Source organism: Acinetobacter sp. WU_MDCI_Abxe161, from assembly GCF_025514355.1.
GTDB classification, from domain to species: Bacteria; Pseudomonadota; Gammaproteobacteria; order Pseudomonadales; family Moraxellaceae; genus Acinetobacter; species Acinetobacter pittii_E.
In genome coordinates, this window is the sequence record NZ_JAHPTU010000017.1 from 36,729 (window position 1) to 54,213 (window position 17,485).

Annotated in this window: 14 protein-coding genes, 1 tRNA gene and 1 pseudogene; 1 reads left to right on the forward strand and 15 read right to left on the reverse strand. The window is 40.9% G+C overall.

What is annotated here, in order from left to right:
* Positions 1-5: 5 nt before the first annotated feature.
* The 3 genes from KTI78_RS15700 to KTI78_RS15710 all read right to left on the reverse strand — a co-directional run bounded on the left by KTI78_RS15700 (position 6) and on the right by KTI78_RS15710 (position 3,319).
* On the reverse strand, positions 6-587 hold the full coding sequence (locus KTI78_RS15700; RefSeq protein WP_262446666.1) for an OmpW/AlkL family protein: 582 nt from the start codon (positions 585-587) through the stop codon (positions 6-8).
* Positions 588-914: 327 nt separating this feature from the next.
* A complete protein-coding gene (locus KTI78_RS15705; RefSeq protein WP_262446667.1) occupies positions 915-2,339 on the reverse strand; it encodes a Na+/H+ antiporter family protein in 1,425 nt (474 codons plus the stop codon).
* Between the two features lie 101 nt (positions 2,340-2,440).
* A complete protein-coding gene (locus KTI78_RS15710; RefSeq protein WP_224992400.1) occupies positions 2,441-3,319 on the reverse strand; it encodes an alpha/beta fold hydrolase in 879 nt (292 codons plus the stop codon).
* 117 nt (positions 3,320-3,436) lie between these two features.
* On the opposite strand from KTI78_RS15710, the gene KTI78_RS15715 reads away from it, so the two are divergent.
* A complete protein-coding gene (locus tag KTI78_RS15715; RefSeq protein WP_262446668.1) occupies positions 3,437-3,922 on the forward strand; it encodes a DUF4442 domain-containing protein in 486 nt (161 codons plus the stop codon).
* A gap of 44 nt (positions 3,923-3,966) precedes the next feature.
* On the opposite strand, the gene KTI78_RS15720 is transcribed toward KTI78_RS15715, so the two are convergent.
* The 12 genes and pseudogenes from KTI78_RS15720 to KTI78_RS15775 form a co-directional block, all read right to left on the reverse strand.
* Positions 3,967-4,323 (reverse strand): DNA transfer protein p32, encoded by a 357-nt coding sequence (locus tag KTI78_RS15720; RefSeq protein WP_224992402.1) that lies wholly within the window; start codon positions 4,321-4,323, stop codon positions 3,967-3,969.
* A gap of 204 nt (positions 4,324-4,527) precedes the next feature.
* Positions 4,528-4,893, reverse strand: coding sequence for a DNA transfer protein p32 (locus KTI78_RS15725; protein ID WP_224992403.1), 366 nt, complete (start codon positions 4,891-4,893; stop codon positions 4,528-4,530).
* Between the two features lie 180 nt (positions 4,894-5,073).
* Positions 5,074-9,267 carry a DNA-directed RNA polymerase subunit beta' gene (rpoC, locus tag KTI78_RS15730; RefSeq protein WP_262446669.1) on the reverse strand — a complete coding sequence of 1,398 codons (4,194 nt, stop codon included), beginning with the start codon at positions 9,265-9,267 and terminating at the stop codon, positions 5,074-5,076.
* 86 nt (positions 9,268-9,353) lie between these two features.
* Positions 9,354-13,442 (reverse strand): DNA-directed RNA polymerase subunit beta, encoded by a 4,089-nt coding sequence (rpoB, locus tag KTI78_RS15735; RefSeq protein WP_016142416.1) that lies wholly within the window; start codon positions 13,440-13,442, stop codon positions 9,354-9,356.
* Positions 13,443-13,746: 304 nt separating this feature from the next.
* A complete protein-coding gene (gene rplL, locus KTI78_RS15740; protein ID WP_001229360.1) occupies positions 13,747-14,118 on the reverse strand; it encodes a 50S ribosomal protein L7/L12 in 372 nt (123 codons plus the stop codon).
* A 42-nt stretch (positions 14,119-14,160) separates the two neighbouring features.
* Entirely contained in the window at positions 14,161-14,667 is a 507-nt protein-coding gene (gene rplJ / locus KTI78_RS15745) for a 50S ribosomal protein L10 (protein ID WP_262446670.1), read from the reverse strand.
* A gap of 312 nt (positions 14,668-14,979) precedes the next feature.
* Positions 14,980-15,675, reverse strand: coding sequence for a 50S ribosomal protein L1 (rplA, locus tag KTI78_RS15750; protein WP_005065788.1), 696 nt, complete (start codon positions 15,673-15,675; stop codon positions 14,980-14,982).
* 3 nt (positions 15,676-15,678) lie between these two features.
* On the reverse strand, positions 15,679-16,107 hold the full coding sequence (gene rplK, locus KTI78_RS15755) for a 50S ribosomal protein L11 (protein ID WP_001074682.1): 429 nt from the start codon (positions 16,105-16,107) through the stop codon (positions 15,679-15,681).
* A gap of 109 nt (positions 16,108-16,216) precedes the next feature.
* On the reverse strand, positions 16,217-16,750 hold the full coding sequence (gene nusG / locus KTI78_RS15760; protein WP_016142418.1) for a transcription termination/antitermination protein NusG: 534 nt from the start codon (positions 16,748-16,750) through the stop codon (positions 16,217-16,219).
* Between the two features lie 7 nt (positions 16,751-16,757).
* Positions 16,758-17,198: a preprotein translocase subunit SecE gene (gene secE / locus KTI78_RS15765; RefSeq protein WP_002114837.1), complete on the reverse strand. Its 441-nt coding sequence runs from the start codon at positions 17,196-17,198 to the stop codon at positions 16,758-16,760.
* Positions 17,199-17,275: 77 nt separating this feature from the next.
* Positions 17,276-17,348 (reverse strand) — tRNA-Trp (locus tag KTI78_RS15770).
* A 60-nt stretch (positions 17,349-17,408) separates the two neighbouring features.
* Positions 17,409-17,485: pseudogene (locus KTI78_RS15775) on the reverse strand (elongation factor Tu); the annotation flags it as partial.

Genomic DNA, 17,485 nt, shown 5'->3' on the forward strand with positions numbered 1-17,485 from the left:
TATGCTTAGAATTTATAGCTATAACCTAGTGTGTAAACAAAAGGATTAATATCTAGATCAAATTTAGCGCCATTTGTTAAAGTAACTTCAGGACTTAAATCAGCATAACGTACGTCTACAAATACACCCCAGTTTTTAGCATCAGCAGGTTGGAAATTAAAACCGACTTGGCCTGCTACACCAAAATCTTCTTTTACTTTGTCTGCAACACCCTGCTCGTCCCAAGGAATAAATGCTGTTGCACCGATACCAATATATGGGGTAAAACGAGTCGAGTTTTTAAAATGATATTTAGCAGTAATCGTTGGTGGTAACTGTTTAATACGCGCTACTTTATTTCCATCTAACAAAACATCATGATTAACTGGTGTTGCTAATAATAACTCTGCTGAAAATGGAGATTGACCAAAAAAGTATTCTACCGATGGTGTAAATGCATATTCTTGATCTGCTTTTACTACACCTAAAGGTGTTGTTGTATCTTCTGAGGGAGCAATAAAACTGCCACCAAATTTCACTTGCCAGTTACCGGCAAAAGTAAAAGAAGAAACCCCCATTAATGCAATAACCAAAGCTTTTTTGAGCACTTTAATATCTCCAACCTTATTTATATTTATAATAAACATTTATTTTAAAACCATGCAATACTCATTATAAAATTATCTTATTATTTATTTTTAAATAACTGTTTTAAATAAAATTATATATTAACCAACCGTTTTAATAGACTTTAATTCCAACCATATTAATCAAGATTATTTTATATTACCAACTATTTTAATATACTTTCAATTCTGAGTATTTTAATATAATTTATTTAAAATACATGTTTTATTTAAGCAATAAAAAACCTTCTTAATTTAAATCTAAAGATTATGATTAAGAAGGTTTATATTTTAATATTTTATAAAAAACTATAAAACCATGGCAGCAATCCAGCCAAAAATTAATAGCGGAATATTAAAGTGAATAAAGGTAGGTACAACTGTATCCCAAATATGGTCATGTTGACCATCTACTCCCAAACCAGCTGTTGGTCCTAAAGTTGAGTCAGAAGCTGGTGATCCAGCATCACCTAATGCTGCTGCCGTACCAATAAGTGCAATCGTTGCTAATGGAGAGAAACCAAATTGCACACATAAAGGCACATAAATAACAGCTAACACAGGAACACTTGAGAAAGATGAACCAATACCAATTGTCACAAATAAGCCAATACAAAGCATTAAGAAAGCAGCAAGTGCACGGTTATCTCCGATAATCTCGACTACCCCATTTACTAACTGATTAATATCACCAGTATGAGTCATAACCGAGGCGAAACCGGCAGCAGAAATCATGATGAAACCGACTAAAGCCATCATTCGCATGCCTTGTACAAAGACATCATCTGCATCTTGCCATTTGAAAATTCCGGCAGTAGATAGAACAGCAAAACCAACTAAACCACCCAAAATCATCGAACCTGAATACAGCTGCGCGGCAAGCGTCAAGCCAATTGCAAGTAATGCCATCAAGATCGTTTTCTTTGCAATAACTGGTGCTTGCTCTGCTTCATGCTTTAGCTCTTCCGCGTCTGCTTTTAAGTCTGCTGTTTCAGCTTGGGTCGTTGCGCGAAGAGGTTTATCTAAATCAATCGTAGCCACAGGGGTAATTGCACGATCGACATAAATTCTTGGTTTACGATAACTAATAAATACCGCAACCAAGGTGCCTAACACCATACCTAAAACAGGAATAGCCATGCCAATTGGCATCATTGCCCGATCAACATGTAAGCCGTACGCCGCGCCAATCTTGTTAATATTTCCCATCAAAATCTGTTCAAGGAAAATTGCACCGAATCCAACTGGAAGAAAGATATAAGTACCTACTAACCCTAGCGTAAGTACACAAGCTGCTGCTCGGCGGTCTAATTTTAGATGGTTCATTACCTTTAATAGAGGCGGAACCAATACAGGAATAAAAGCAATATGAACTGGAATAAGGTTTTGAGAGAAAATAGCAGAAATTAATAAAATACCTAAAAGTAGATATTTCACTTTAGTCTGACGGCTTTTTCCAGCTTCCATTCCCAATAAACCAATCAGCTTATGGGCAAGTAAATCAGGTAATCCAGATTTTGAAAGTGCCAGAGCAAATGCCCCTAACACTGCATAGGCAAGTGCAACTTCAGCACCATCGCCAAGACCAGCGTTAAAAGCTTCAACGGTTTGAGAAAGGCTTAAACCTGCTACGAGGCCGCCCACAATGGCAGAAACCACTAAAGTCAGTACGACAGAAACGCGCGCCAGTGATAATAAGAACATCACTGCAATCGCAATAACGACAGCATTCATGAATAAGTTCAGAGCAAAACAAAAGGCGATATTCTAGCAGATTCATATCTATGAAGCCGAAAATATCGCCGAATTAACAGTTTTATGCAGTCACTCTATTCTTAAGCTTGAGCTTTAATAAATTCACGAATATGGGTTGCTATTTTCTCAGGCTCACTCAGAATGGCCCAGTGATTTGCCTCAAGCTCTACATATTCAAAATTTTCAACCCACTGTGGCATAGCCTCAGTGATGTATTCAGGACTCACAAACGTATCATATTTTAAAATAACCGCTTTTACTGGGCACTGTGCATAACGTTGACGTGGGCCAGTTAAGCGAGGAATAAAATTGGCACGATATAAATTAATGCCATATTTACCATCAGCATTAATATTATTATTTAAAGGTAAATTATTTTTTCTTTCTAATTGAGTAAGAATTTTACCCCATTTTTCTGGACTAAAAAGAGACCATACTGTTGGTGCGAGCAGTGGAAGATGAAATGCCCCGATATACCAAGATTTGGTTAATATTTTTAAAATTTGGGCTGGCGAAGATTTAAATTTATCACGCAAAAATAAAGCAGCATGATCAAGACACGGCCCAGAAATGGTTGTGTATGATAATAAACGTCCTTTAAATTTAGGCTCAGTGACCGATTCCCAAGACTGAATAGAACCCCAATCATGTGCAGCCATATGGAATTGGCGATTCGGTAATAACTCATCTACTACTTCTTGTAAATCTAAAGATAAACGCTCTAAACGATAATCGCGTATACGTTTTGGTATAGATGACAAACCTGCTCCACGCACATCGTAAGTAACAATATAGAAGTCATTGATCAAATGCTCAATGATTGATTCCCATACTTCTTGATTGTCTGGATAGCCATGTACTAAAACCAATGGTGTATTTTTTTCATCACCCCATGCTTTAGCATAAAGCGTTTGTTGATCACTTGTTGTTACTGTATGAACTTTTGGCTGCATAATCATTTCCTATCTTGTTTTTCAATCGATCATGTCGTTAGTCGGATAGAGCATTGCCATCAATATAAAAAAGATGATACTTATCTAGTATGAATACTGTTGCAATAAAAAAAATTGACTATTATGGCTATTTTAAGAAGACTTCAGAACAATCCTACGATTTCAAAATTTCTATTTAATCACTATCCCCCTTATCGTGGTGCAGGGATTTATATTGAAATCATGAATTTAGAACTTTGCCATGTGCGTGTAAAGATGCAGCTGACTTGGAAAAACCAAAATTTAGTCGGTACACATTTTGGTGGAAGTCTTTATTCAATGGTTGACCCATTTTATATGATGATTCTTATGCATCATCTCGGATCAAAATATATTGTTTGGGATAAAGCTGCTGAAATTAATTTTCTTTCGCCTGGCCGCAGTACTGTACATGCAGATATTCGAGTCGATTTAGCCGAAATTGAACAAATTCGTGAACTTGCCGAAAACTACGCACCTGTTTTAAGAACCTATCATCTAAATATCTTTGATGAATCCGGGGTACGAATTGCAGAGGTTCAAAAAACACTTTATATCAGACGTAAAAAAGCTAAGCCTTTCCCTCAATAAAAATAAGCGCTTATTAGCGCTTATTTTATAAATCTACAAACCTTTTATTTTTTCTCTTCAATAGCAGCACCAGCACCACCACCGATTGCACCACCAATCGCTGCACCAGAGTCACCGCCAATCAATGCTTTACCTACTACAGAACCAATACCAGCACCAATTGCGCTCTTGGTCGTTGTTTGTTTACTACCACCTTGAGTATTAGAACCGACACCCGCACCGACTGCTGCACCTAAACCTGCACCAATACCGCCACCGACATGGTTACCTAAGCCGCCACCAAGTGCTCCACCTGCTGCCGCTGCACCAATACGTTGGTCAGATGGGCTCATATTTTGACAGCCTGTGAACATAAGTGTAGACAACATTAAAGCAGAAACTAATCCAATTGTTTTTTTCATGACCGTACTCACTACTACTTGTCCTAATGAAAAGAATAGTCCTCTTTTATGAGGAATTTGATCAGATTGTGTTATTCGTCTGTCCTAATCGATAGATATTTTGTAAAGCTCTTCTTTTTATTTATTCGTCCAAATTTTAATTATAAAAAAGAAGCCTCTATTCATATAAAGGCTTCTTTAATTTAAATCTTATTAAGGATACTTTTAGTATTTTCCTTTCTTCTCTTCATAAGCCGCGCCTGCACTACCACCAAGTGCTCCACCTGTAGCAGCACCAGTATCGCCGCCGATGATAGCTCCACCTAAAACAGCACCTAAACCTGCACCAATTGCACTGTTACGTACTGTTTTACTGCTAGATCCTTTTGCATTAGCTGCAACACCTGCGCCGAGTGCCGCTCCCAAGCCAGCACCAATATTACCGCCTACATGTTTCCCTACCGCACCGCCTGCACCGCCACCAATCGCTGCCGAACCAATACGTTTACTTTCTGGACTAGCATTTTGGCAACCAACGAATAAAGTTGTTGACATCAGGCCAACACTAACAATCATCATCATTTTTTTCATTAGATATACTCCAGTCTTCATAAGCGGGTAGCCTAATATATTTTTGTGAAGTTTTTATCCCGCTTAAGTAATAAATTAATGACTCTTTAATATGTTTATGTAATGACAACTTTTTATTGTTAAAAATAAAGATTAATAAAAAAGGCACCCTGAGGTGCCTTTTCTAGTGCCAGTTTAAACTTAGAATTGTTCTGAGTTTAATGCTTGGCTGAATGCTTGGTCTACTTCGCTGAAGTCATTATGAAGCTCATGTTCCGCAGCTTCTGCTTCTTGACGACGACGTTCTAAGTGGTATGCAAGACCAGTACCTGCTGGGATCAAGCGACCTACTACAACGTTTTCTTTCAAGCCACGTAAATCATCTTCTTTACCTGTTACAGCCGCTTCAGTTAACACACGAGTTGTTTCCTGGAACGATGCAGCAGAGATGAATGAGTCAGTAGAAAGCGATGCTTTAGTAATACCCATTAATTGACGTTCAAACTTCGCAGGGAATTTGTTCTGAGCCAAGACAGCTTGGTTCTCTTGAACAACGCGGATGTAATCCACTTGCTCGCCTTTAATGAAGCTTGTATCACCGCCATCAGTGATATCAACTTTACGCAACATTTGACGTACGATAACTTCAATGTGCTTATCGTTGATTTTTACACCTTGGAGACGGTAAACGTCTTGAACTTCGTTCACGATGTAGTTAGTTAACGCAACTTCACCTTTCAAACGCAAGATGTCATGTGGGTTTTGTGGACCATCAGAAATAGTCTCACCACGGTTCACATGCTCGCCCTCGAACACGTTGATTTGACGCCATTTTGGAATCAACTCTTCGTAAATCTCAGAACCATCATCAGGAGTAATCACTAAACGGTTTTTACCTTTAGTTTCTTTACCAAAGCTTACAACACCTGATACTTCAGCAAGAATCGCATGTTCTTTTGGCTTACGCGCTTCGAACAAGTCAGCTACACGTGGAAGACCACCGGTAATATCACGAGTACGTGATGTTTCTTGTGGTACACGACCAATAACGTCACCCACACCGATCGTTTCGCCATCACGGACAGTTACGATTGTGTTTTGTGGCAAGAAGTAGAACTGTTCGCCGCCATCTGTTGTATCCAACACGATTGCAGGACGTAAATCTTTACCAGAAGCAGGACGAGCTGTTACAGGCAAGATTTCAACAGTAGTCATACCAGTTGCATCATCAGTTTTCGATGTTGCAGTTACGCCATCAGCGATTTGGCTGAAACGCGCTTTACCAGCAACTTCTGTTACCAATGGATGTGTATGCGGATCCCAAGTCGCTACGATACCGCCCGCTTCTAGAGCTTCACCATCTTTCAACAAGATGCTTGCACCGTAAGGAAGTTTATAACGCTCGCGCTCACGACCTAAATCATCGGCAATACCAATTTCACCTGAACGCGAAACTGAAACCAAATGGCCTTTTGCATGTTGTACAGTTTTCACGTTATGGAAACGTACAGTACCTTTGTTACGTACTTGAACACTGTTTGCAGCAGAAGTTCGGCTCGCAGCACCACCAACGTGGAACGTACGCATCGTTAACTGTGTACCTGGCTCACCAATTGATTGTGCAGCCATTACACCTACTGATTCACCTGGGTTCACCAAGTGACCACGTGCAAGGTCACGACCATAACAACGAGCACATACACCGAATGTTGATTCACATGCGATTACAGAGCGTACTTTAACTTCATCGACACCAGCTTCTTCAAGCTGAGCTGCGATTTTCTCGTCAATTAACGTACCACGAGGTAATACAACTTCATCATCAGATGCACGACGTACATCTTCAGCAGTTACACGACCTAAAACGCGGTCACGTAATGGCTCGATGACATCACCACCTTGAATGAATGGAGTCATTACTAAACCACCCGCTGTACCACAGTCAGGTTCAGTAATTACCAAGTCTTGCGCTACGTCTACAAGACGACGAGTCAAGTAACCAGAGTTCGCAGTTTTCAATGCTGTATCGGCCAAACCTTTACGCGCACCGTGTGTTGAAATAAAGTACTGAAGTACTGTTAAACCTTCACGGAAGTTCGCTTTAATCGGAGTCTCAATAATCGAGCCATCCGGTTTTGCCATCAAACCACGCATACCAGCAAGCTGACGAATCTGCGCCGCACTACCACGGGCACCAGAGTCAGACATCATATAGATGCTGTTGAATGATTTTTGCTTCTCGTCTTCACCTTGTTTGTTTTTCACAAGTGTATAAGACAAGTTATCCATCATTGCTTTAGCAACTTGGTCGTTTGTACGCGCCCAGATATCGACAACTTTGTTATAACGCTCACCAGCAGTTACGAAACCTTGTTCGAACTGTTGTTCGATTTCACGAACTTCTGTTTCTGCTTTATCGATAATAGTGTGCTTAGTAGGTGGAATGAGCATGTCTTCCATACCTACAGATACACCTGAACGAGTCGCTTGACGGAAGCCCAAGTACATTAATTGGTCAGCAAAGATAACTGTATCTTTTAAACCAAGTTTACGGTAGCAAGAGTTGATCAATTTAGAGATGTTCTTTTTAGTCATCTCAAGGTTGATCATGTCAAAGCTTAAGCCTTGTGGAACAATTTCCCAAAGCAAACAACGACCAGGAGTTGTATCAACAATAATAGTTTCGTGTTCACGTTCACCATTTTCATTGATAACAGTTTGATGTACACGTACTTTAACACGTGCATGGATCGCAACCTGACCAGTAGCAAGCGCACGGTTTACTTCGTGAGTATCCGCAAACACCATGCCTTCACCTTTGGCATTTACAGCATCACGAGTGATGTAGTAAAGACCCAAGACAACGTCCTGAGAAGGAACGATGATCGGTTCACCGTTTGCTGGTGACAAGATGTTGTTTGTTGACATCATCAATGCACGAGCTTCTAACTGTGCTTCAAGTGTCAATGGAACGTGTACCGCCATTTGGTCACCATCGAAGTCGGCGTTAAACGCAGCACAAACGAGTGGGTGAAGACGGATTGCCTTACCTTCAATAAGAATAGGTTCAAATGCTTGAAGACCTAAACGGTGAAGTGTTGGCGCACGGTTCAACATGACTGGATGTTGACGAATTACAGAAGCAAGAACGTCCCAAACTTCCGGAGTCTCACGCTCAACCATTTTCTTCGCAGCTTTAATGGTAGTCGCCTGACCCGAAGCTTGTAGCTTCGCGAAAATAAATGGCTTGAATAATTCAAGTGCCATTTTCTTCGGAAGACCACATTGGTGAAGACGTAAAGTAGGACCTACAGTAATTACCGAACGACCAGAATAGTCAACACGTTTACCTAATAAGTTCTGACGGAAACGACCTTGTTTACCTTTGATCATATCTGCCAAAGATTTTAATGGACGTTTGTTAGAACCAGTAATCGCACGACCACGACGACCGTTATCAAGCAATGCGTCTACAGACTCTTGTAACATACGTTTTTCGTTACGTACGATGATATCTGGAGCAGCAAGGTCAAGAAGACGCTTCAAACGGTTGTTACGGTTAATGACACGACGATATAAATCGTTCAAGTCAGAAGTCGCAAAACGACCACCTTCAAGTGGAACTAATGGACGTAAGTCAGGTGGAAGTACAGGAAGTACATTCATCACCATCCATTCTGGCTTGTTGTTTGAATCTTTGAATGCTTCCATCAATTTCAAGCGCTTAGACGCCTTTTTCAACTTCGTTTCAGAAGTTGTTTGAGGGATTTCTTCACGTAAACGTGCGATTTCAGCTTCAAGATCGATATCTTTCAACAAGTCCTGAACCGCTTCTGCACCCATTTTCGCAGTGAATTCATCACCGTGCTCTTCAAGTGCATTGAAGTATTCTTCGTCTGTTAAAAGTTGATACTTTTCAAACGGAGTCATACCAGGGTCAGTTACAACGTATGATTCGAAATACAATACACGTTCGATATCACGTAGTGTCATATCAAGTAATAAACCGATACGGCTCGGTAACGATTTTAAGAACCAGATATGTGCAACTGGAGAAGCAAGCTCAATGTGACCCATACGTTCACGACGAACTTTCGCTGTAGTTACTTCAACGCCACATTTTTCACAAATGACGCCTTTGTATTTCATACGCTTGTATTTACCACACAAGCATTCGTAATCTTTTACTGGACCAAAGATTTTGGCACAGAACAAACCGTCACGTTCTGGTTTAAAAGTACGGTAGTTAATTGTCTCAGGTTTTTTAACTTCACCATGAGACCATGACTTAATCATTTCTGGTGACGCAAGACCAATACGGATACGGTCAAACTCAATTGGTGCATGACCATCTGAGTCCGTTTTCTTACGCATGATATCGAGCAAGTCTTTCAATTTTTTTCTCCGTGTGTCGGGAAGCAGCGCTTACCCGACTGGGTCACAAATATTGTTTTTACCTAAAAAATCGTGAGTCTTAAGACTTAATCACCATTTTTCAGTTCAATGTTGATACCTAAAGAACGGATCTCTTTGGTCAATACGTTGAACGATTCAGGCATACCCGGATCCATATAATGGTTACCATCTACAATATTCTTATAGATGCGTGTACGACCTTCAACGTCATCCGACTTAACAGTTAACATCTCTTGGAGAGTATATGCTGCGCCGTAAGCTTCAAGTGCCCAGACCTCCATCTCACCGAAACGCTGACCACCGAATTGTGCTTTACCACCAAGCGGTTGCTGTGTAACAAGAGAGTAAGAACCAGTTGAACGCGCATGCATCTTGTCGTCAACCAAGTGGTTTAATTTGAGCATGTACATGTAACCTACAGTTACTGGACGATCAAACTGTTCACCTGTACGGCCATCATACAATACTGTTTGACCTGTACGTGAAATACCAGCTAACTCAAGTAAGTCTTTAATTTGACTTTCTTCAGCACCATCGAATACAGGAGTAGCTAAAGGCACACCTGCACGCAAGTTGCCTGAAAGTGCTAAGATTTCATCATCAGTTAAGCTATCAAGATCTTCTTGCTCACCACCGACTTTGTTATAAATCTTGTCTAAGAATTCACGCAGTTCTAAAACTGTACGTTGTTCTTTCAACATTTTCTCGATTTTATCACCAAGCCCTTTAGCCGCCATCCCTAAGTGAGTCTCAAGAATCTGACCCACGTTCATACGAGATGGTACACCCAGCGGGTTCAATACGATATCTACCGGCACACCGTTAGCATCGTGTGGCATGTCTTCAACAGGTAGGATGTTAGATACAACACCCTTGTTACCGTGACGACCAGCCATCTTATCACCAGGCTGAATACGACGTTTAACAGCTAAGTAAACTTTAACAACTTTCAATACACCTGTTGTTAATTCATCACCTGTTGCAAGCTTACGTTTCTTCTCAGCGAATTTCTCATCAATTTCTGCGCTCTTTTCTTTTAAGAACACTTGAATTTGAGTTAAACGCTCAGCAATTGCTTCATCTGCTGGTTGGATTTCAAGTAAATCAACAAGCTCTAAACCTGATAACACTTCTTCAACGAGTTTGTCACCACGTTTAGTTGAACCACCGCCATTAGACTCTTGGCCTTTAAGCAAACGAATTACACGCTCACGAGCTGCTTCTTCAAAGATCTTGTATTCTTCTTTCAAGTCTTTACGGTAAGCATCAAGCTGTGCTTTTTCGATAGCTAATGCACGATCATCTTTCTCTAAGCCATCACGAGTGAAGACTTGAACGTCGATAACTGTACCTTTTGTACCAGATGGAACACGTAAAGATGAATCTTTAACATCAGCTGCTTTCTCACCAAAGATTGCGCGAAGCAATTTTTCTTCAGGAGTTAACTGAGTTTCACCTTTAGGGGTTACTTTACCAACAAGGATGTCGCCTGCTGTAACTTCAGCACCGATATAAACGATACCTGATTCATCAAGTTTAGAAAGTGCAGCTTCACCAACGTTAGGAATATCGGCAGTAATTTCTTCTGCACCTAACTTAGTATCACGCGCTACACAAGATAATTCTTGAATATGAATAGAAGTTAAACGGTCTTCTTGAAGTACTCGCTCAGATAATAAGATCGAGTCTTCATAGTTGTAACCGTTCCAAGTCATGAACGCAACGCGCATGTTTTGACCAAGCGCAAGCTCACCCATATCTGTAGACGGACCGTCTGCCAAGATATCACCGCGAGCAACTTTGTCGCCTAAATTCACGATAATATTTTGGTTGATACAAGTGTTCTGGTTAGAACGCGTATATTTAATGAGGTTGTAGATATCTACACCAGCCTCACCAGCAATCATTTCATCTTCGTTTACACGAATAACGATACGAGAAGCATCTACGTATTCAATTGCACCACCACGGTTTGCGATCACACACACACCAGAGTCACGTGCAACGTTCGCTTCCATACCTGTACCTACAAGCGGTTTATCCGCACGTAGAGTAGGAACTGCCTGACGTTGCATGTTTGAACCCATAAGCGCACGGTTCGCATCATCGTGTTCAAGGAATGGAATAAGTGATGCAGCAACAGATACAACCTGCTGAGCAGAAACGTCCATATGCGTCACTTTTTCTGGTGGCATACGTACGAATTCACCTTGATGACGAACAGAAACAAACTCTTCTGTTAAGTTGCCATCTTTATCTACTGCAGAATCGGCCTGTGCAATAACAGTGCCTACTTCTTCAATCGCAGATAGGTATTCAACTGCATCAGTGACTCGACCATCTACCACTTTACGGTAAGGTGTTTCCAAGAAACCGAAGTCATTTGCTTTTGCATATACAGAAAGCGAGTTGATCAAACCAATGTTTGGACCTTCCGGCGTTTCAATTGGACATACACGACCATAGTGAGTTTGATGTACGTCACGTACCTCAAAGCCCGCACGTTCACGTGTTAAACCACCAGGCCCAAGCGCTGATACACGACGCTTATGCGTAATCTCAGATAATGGGTTGTTTTGGTCCATGAACTGAGATAACTGGCTTGAACCAAAAAATTCTTTGATTGCAGCTGCAACTGGTTTAGCGTTAATTAAATCTTGCGGAGACAAGTTATCTGTTTCTGCTTGGCTTAAACGCTCTTTAACAGCACGTTCAACACGAACCAAACCAACACGGAATTGGTTCTCAGTCATTTCACCAACAGAACGTACACGACGGTTACCCAAGTGATCGATATCGTCGACTTCACCTTTACCGTTACGGATTTCAACTAATGTACGTAATACATCAATGATATCTTCGTGCGATAAAATACCTTCTACTTCACGTGACTTCTGGTCAGTACCAACTTCGTATGGACGACCCAAACGACGGTTGAACTTCATACGACCTACTGGAGATAAGTCATAACGCTCAGAAGAGAAGAATAAGTTATTGAATAAGTTTTCAGCAGCTTCTTTTGTTGGCGGCTCGCCTGGACGCATTACTTTATAAATTTCAACTAATGCTTCTTCACGGCCAGCTGTTGTATCTGCACGTAATGTGTCAGCAACAAACGAACCACGGTCAATATCGTTCGTAAACAAGATATTGAACTGTTTAACACCACCTTCTGCTAGTTTCACCATAACTTCATGGCTTAACAAAGTATTAGCAGCAATTACTTCACCATCACGTAAAGTAATATTTTCAGCAGTAATACGCTCATATAAGTATTCATCAGGAACTGAAAGTTTTGTTAAACCAGCAGCTTCCATTTGACGTACGTGACGAGCATTAATACGTTTACCTTGCTCAACAATAACTTTACCGTCATTGTCAGCAATATCAAATTGCGCCATTTCCCCACGTAAACGTTCAGGGACTAGGTCAATCTGGTAACTACCCATATCAAGATACACAGGTACTTTTTCATAGAACAAATTCAAGATTTGTTCGTTGTTATAACCTAGTGCACGTAATACAACAGTAGCAAGTAATTTACGACGACGGTCAATACGTACGTAAACTAAGTCTTTCGCATCAAATTCGAAGTCTAACCATGAACCACGGTAAGGAATGATACGTGCTGAATACAACACTTTACCACTTGAGTGGGTTTTACCTTTATCGTGATCAAAGAAAACGCCTGGTGAACGATGTAATTGAGATACGATTACACGCTCAGTACCATTAATGACGAATGTACCGTTTTCAGTCATGAGTGGAATTTCACCCATATAGACTTCTTGTTCTCGTACGTCTTTAATTGATTTAGTTTCGCGATCTTTAATAATCAAACGAATTTTAACGCGCATTGGTGCCGCATAAGTCGAACCACGAAGAATACATTCGCGTACATCGAACTCAGGTTTACCAAGGCTATACTCAACAAATTCTAAAGCAGCATTGCCAGAATAACTTTCGATAGGAAAAACTGAACGAAATGCGGCTTGGAGACCGATATCTTCGCGGTTTTTTGGAGTTTTGCCATCTTGCAAGAATGTTCTGTACGAATCGACCTGAATCGATAGTAAGTACGGTGCATCCATTACTTGGGGCAATTTACCAAAATTCTTACGGATCCGTTTCTTTTCGGTATATGAGTATGCCATCTGGAGTCCTCGGAAAGTAAACTAAGCCCGCCTGCAGAACGGGCTCAGAAGGAATTACGCAGGCCGATATGGCCACCACTGTTTACAAATGCTGCAATTTTTAGTGGTATAAAAACGCTTAACAATATTTTTAAAAAAGAAAAATATTGGTAAACATTTGAAATTTATTGTTTTATTTTGATTTTCTCAAAAATCAAACAAAACTTACAAAAATCGAGCCGATTATTGTAACGCAAAAAGGCTGATGACCCAAGAGCCATCAGCCATTTTATGGAGCCGATTTAAAAACCGACTCCTTTTACAATTACTTAAGTGTAACTGTAGCACCAGCTTCTTCAAGTTTCTTCTTAAGTTCTTCGCCTTCTTCTTTAGAAACGCCTTCTTTAAGAACTTGAGGAGCACCTTCAACTAGGTCTTTAGCTTCTTTAAGACCAAGGCCAGTTGCTTCACGAACTGCTTTAATTACAGCTACTTTGTTAGCACCGAAAGAAGTCAACTCAACGTTGAATTCAGATTGTTCTTCAGCAGCAGCAGCAGCGCCACCAGCTGGAGCAGCAACAGCAACAGCTGCAGCTGAAACGTTGAATTTCTCTTCGAAAGCAGAAATTAATTCAACAAGTTCAAGAACAGTTTTTTCAGCAACTGCGTTTAAGATTTCTTCGTTAGTTAAAGCCATGAGAATAACTCCAAATGGATATTGAATGGTGTGTAAAATTGATTAAGCAGCTTCTGACTCGTTTTTCTCTTTGAGCGCTGTAATAAGGCGACCCAATTTCGAAATAGGAGCTTGAAGGACAGAGGCAAGCATAGTAAGAGCTTTCTCTTGGTTCGGAAGGTTTGCAATTACGCTAACGTCAGCACCTTGATAAACTTTGCCGTCAAATGCAGCAGCTTTTAACTCAAATGCTTTGTTAGTTTTAGCAAATTCTTCGAACAAACGTGCAGCTGCACCCATGTCATCTTCAGAAGTTGAAAAACCTAGAATTGTTGGACCAACAAGGTTGTCGCTCAAGATATTGAATTGAGTATCTTGAAGTGCGCGTTTAGCCAAAGTGTTACGTACAATACGTGTAGAAACACCCAACTTACGAGCTTCAACACGAAGTGTTGTTAATTGCTCTACGCTTAAGCCTTGGTAGTCAGCAACAACGGCTGCAAACGCCTTAGAAGCAACTTCACTTACTTCCGCAACGATCTGTTTTTTGTCTTCAATAAGAAGAGCCATTGTAAAACCTCCTAAGGTGATTTATGTACCCACTGGGCACACTCCCAATTCGTAAGCCTTTCGACTTACACGCGGAGGAGGAACAAATCACACCACCGCGTCTACGCAGGCTGTTTTATTAAGAAAAGTGCTATTCGAAAACAACATCTTTTCGCCTGAGGTCTTTGACGCTGATAAATTCTCATTTATCAATTCAAAGTCCGCCTGATGAGTAAGGGATAAGGCTTTGGCCTCCCCCAACCTAATAGAAAAATATTTCTATTTAGGCTCTGTCCTCTATCAGGACTTTAAAATTCTTTACTAAGTCTAAACTTAGTTAGAAACGTTGTTTACATCAACAGTAAGACCAGGACCCATAGTTGAGCTCAAAGTGATCTTTTTGATGTATACACCTTTAGAAGTTGCAGGTTTTAACTTTTTCAAGTCAGCAACTAAGGTTTCAACGTTTTGACGGATAGCAGCAGCATCAAAGCCTAATTGACCGATCGCAGCATGGATAATACCCGCTTTGTCTACACGGTAACGGGCCTGACCAGATTTAGCGTTTTTAACAGCATTCGCTACATCAGGAGTTACAGTACCAACTTTAGGGTTTGGCATTAAACCACGTGGACCAAGAATTGTACCGAGCTTACCAACAACACGCATAGCGTCAGGAGCAGCGATTACAACATCAAAGTCAAGGTTTCCACCTTGGATGCTTTCAGCAAGGTCATCAAAACCTACAACATCAGCACCAGCTTCTTTAGCAGCTTCTGCTTGAGCGCCTTGAGCAAATACAGCTACACGTACAGTTTTACCAGTACCTGCAGGTAATGTAGTTGCGCCACGAACAACCTGATCAGATTTACGTGGATCTACACCAAGGTTTACAGCTACGTCCAAAGATTCTTTGAACTTTGCAGCAGGTAGGCTGTTAAGAACTTGTACCGCTTCTTCCAAAGTGTAAACTTTGTTTGCTTCAACAGCAGCAGCAATGGCTTTTTGACGTTTAGTTAACTTTGCCATGTCTTATAGCTCCACTTCCAAGCCCATAGAACGTGCAGAACCAGCGATGGTACGAACACGTGCGTCTAAATCAGCACCAGTTAAATCTGGTTCTTTAGTAGTCGCAATTTCTTCTAACTGAGCACGAGTCAACTTACCAACTTTAGTTTTGTTTGGTACAGATGAACCCTTTTGAATACCAGCAGCTTTCTTAAGAAGAATAGAAGCTGGAGGAGTTTTCATGATGAATGTGAACGACTTGTCGTTGTACACAGTAATCACTACAGGAATTGGAAGACCTGGTTCAACTTTTTGTGTAGCAGCATTGAATTCTTTACAGAATGCCATGATGTTTACACCACGTTGACCTAACGCAGGACCAATTGGTGGAGATGGATTTGCTTTACCAGCTGGAACTTGCAGCTTGATATAGCCGTCAATCTTCTTAGCCATTTTAAAATACCTCTGGGTACAAACGCCGCTAGGCTCCCCAATCTTTACGCAACACTACTGTTACAACAACAATGCCCGATAAAATCGGGCGCTTTTCAACCAATTAAGATTAAATCGTTTTTTCGACTTGGCGAAATTCGAGTTCAACCTGAGTTGGTCGATTAAATACATTAATCGTCAACGTTAAACGTGACTTATCGTATTGAACTTCTTCCACCACACCTTTAAAGTCTGTGAATGGACCGTCAATAACAAGTAATTCTTCACCTGGCTCAAACATCGTTTTAGGACGTGGTGCTTCACCAGTATTACGTACACGCGCAAGAATCGCATCTGCTTCACGCTGAGTGATTGGTGCTGGTTTTTCAGGTGTACCACCGATAAAACCTAGAACCTTTGGACATTCTTTAACAATATGCCAAGTATCATCATTCATTTCCATTTCGACTAACACATAGCCAGGAAAGAATTTACGCTCAGATTTACGTTTCTTACCATCCTTCATTTCCACCACTTCTTCGGTAGGAACAAGGACATCACCAAAGCTATCAGCAACAGCGCTACGCTGGATTCGTTCTGTAAGTGAACGCAACACTTGTTTTTCATAGCCAGAGTAGGCATGAATAATGTACCAACGTTTCATAGCTCTTTTACCCGATAATCAACTTAATTAACCAACCCAAACCATAGTCAAAGCACCATAAAACCAGTGATGCAACAACTACAACCAATAGAACCTGCCACGAAGTAGTGACTGTTTCTTGTTTTGTTGGCCAAGTTACTCGACGCAATTCGACTCGTGCATCTTTTAGCAAACGAACGAAGCCTTTACCTTGATGGGTGGCGTATAATAAACCTAAAGCCACAACGATACAAGCAAAAATTGCCCCAACGCGCACCCAAACATTATTTGCAGGCGCCCAATACGCTGGTAAGTGCTGATTCACCATGGTAGCTAAAAGCAACAATGCTATTGCAATCACCCATAGAACAATGTCTAGAGGCGAACCAGAACGAACAACTTCAGCAGAATTATTTCTTTGAGGAATTGGCGCGTCGCTCAATGCGTCACGCGATTTATCATTCGACATTTTTGTACTCGTCGTAGAACTCGCGACTTATTATATGAACAACTAAGCCAGCATCAAGCTTTTTATTTCAAAATATGCAGGTCAGGAGGGACTCGAACCCCCAACATTCGGTTTTGGAGACCGACGCTCTACCAATTGAACTACTGACCTATAATGCAAGTTGAGAGCCAAAGCCCTCAACCTGAGACGTAATCCGTCACTATAATATGCTTATGCAGTTACTTTCGCAACAACACCAGCACCTACAGTACGACCACCTTCACGGATCGCAAAACGTAGACCTGGGT

What these genes read in the sequence shown, in the direction of transcription:
- KTI78_RS15705 (WP_262446667.1), bottom strand. Translation starts at nt 2,339, where the DNA reads ATGAATGCTGTCGTTATTGCGATTGCAGTGATGTTCTTATTATCACTG.
- KTI78_RS15710 (WP_224992400.1), bottom strand. Translation starts at nt 3,319, where the DNA reads ATGATTATGCAGCCAAAAGTTCATACAGTAACAACAAGTGATCAACAA.
- KTI78_RS15715 (WP_262446668.1), top strand. Translation starts at nt 3,437, where the DNA reads ATGGCTATTTTAAGAAGACTTCAGAACAATCCTACGATTTCAAAATTT.
- KTI78_RS15720 (WP_224992402.1), bottom strand. Translation starts at nt 4,323, where the DNA reads ATGAAAAAAACAATTGGATTAGTTTCTGCTTTAATGTTGTCTACACTT.
- KTI78_RS15725 (WP_224992403.1), bottom strand. Translation starts at nt 4,893, where the DNA reads ATGAAAAAAATGATGATGATTGTTAGTGTTGGCCTGATGTCAACAACT.
- rpoB (WP_016142416.1), bottom strand. Translation starts at nt 13,442, where the DNA reads ATGGCATACTCATATACCGAAAAGAAACGGATCCGTAAGAATTTTGGT.
- rplL (WP_001229360.1), bottom strand. Translation starts at nt 14,118, where the DNA reads ATGGCTTTAACTAACGAAGAAATCTTAAACGCAGTTGCTGAAAAAACT.
- rplJ (WP_262446670.1), bottom strand. Translation starts at nt 14,667, where the DNA reads ATGGCTCTTCTTATTGAAGACAAAAAACAGATCGTTGCGGAAGTAAGT.
- rplA (WP_005065788.1), bottom strand. Translation starts at nt 15,675, where the DNA reads ATGGCAAAGTTAACTAAACGTCAAAAAGCCATTGCTGCTGCTGTTGAA.
- rplK (WP_001074682.1), bottom strand. Translation starts at nt 16,107, where the DNA reads ATGGCTAAGAAGATTGACGGCTATATCAAGCTGCAAGTTCCAGCTGGT.
- nusG (WP_016142418.1), bottom strand. Translation starts at nt 16,750, where the DNA reads ATGAAACGTTGGTACATTATTCATGCCTACTCTGGCTATGAAAAACAA.
- secE (WP_002114837.1), bottom strand. Translation starts at nt 17,198, where the DNA reads ATGTCGAATGATAAATCGCGTGACGCATTGAGCGACGCGCCAATTCCT.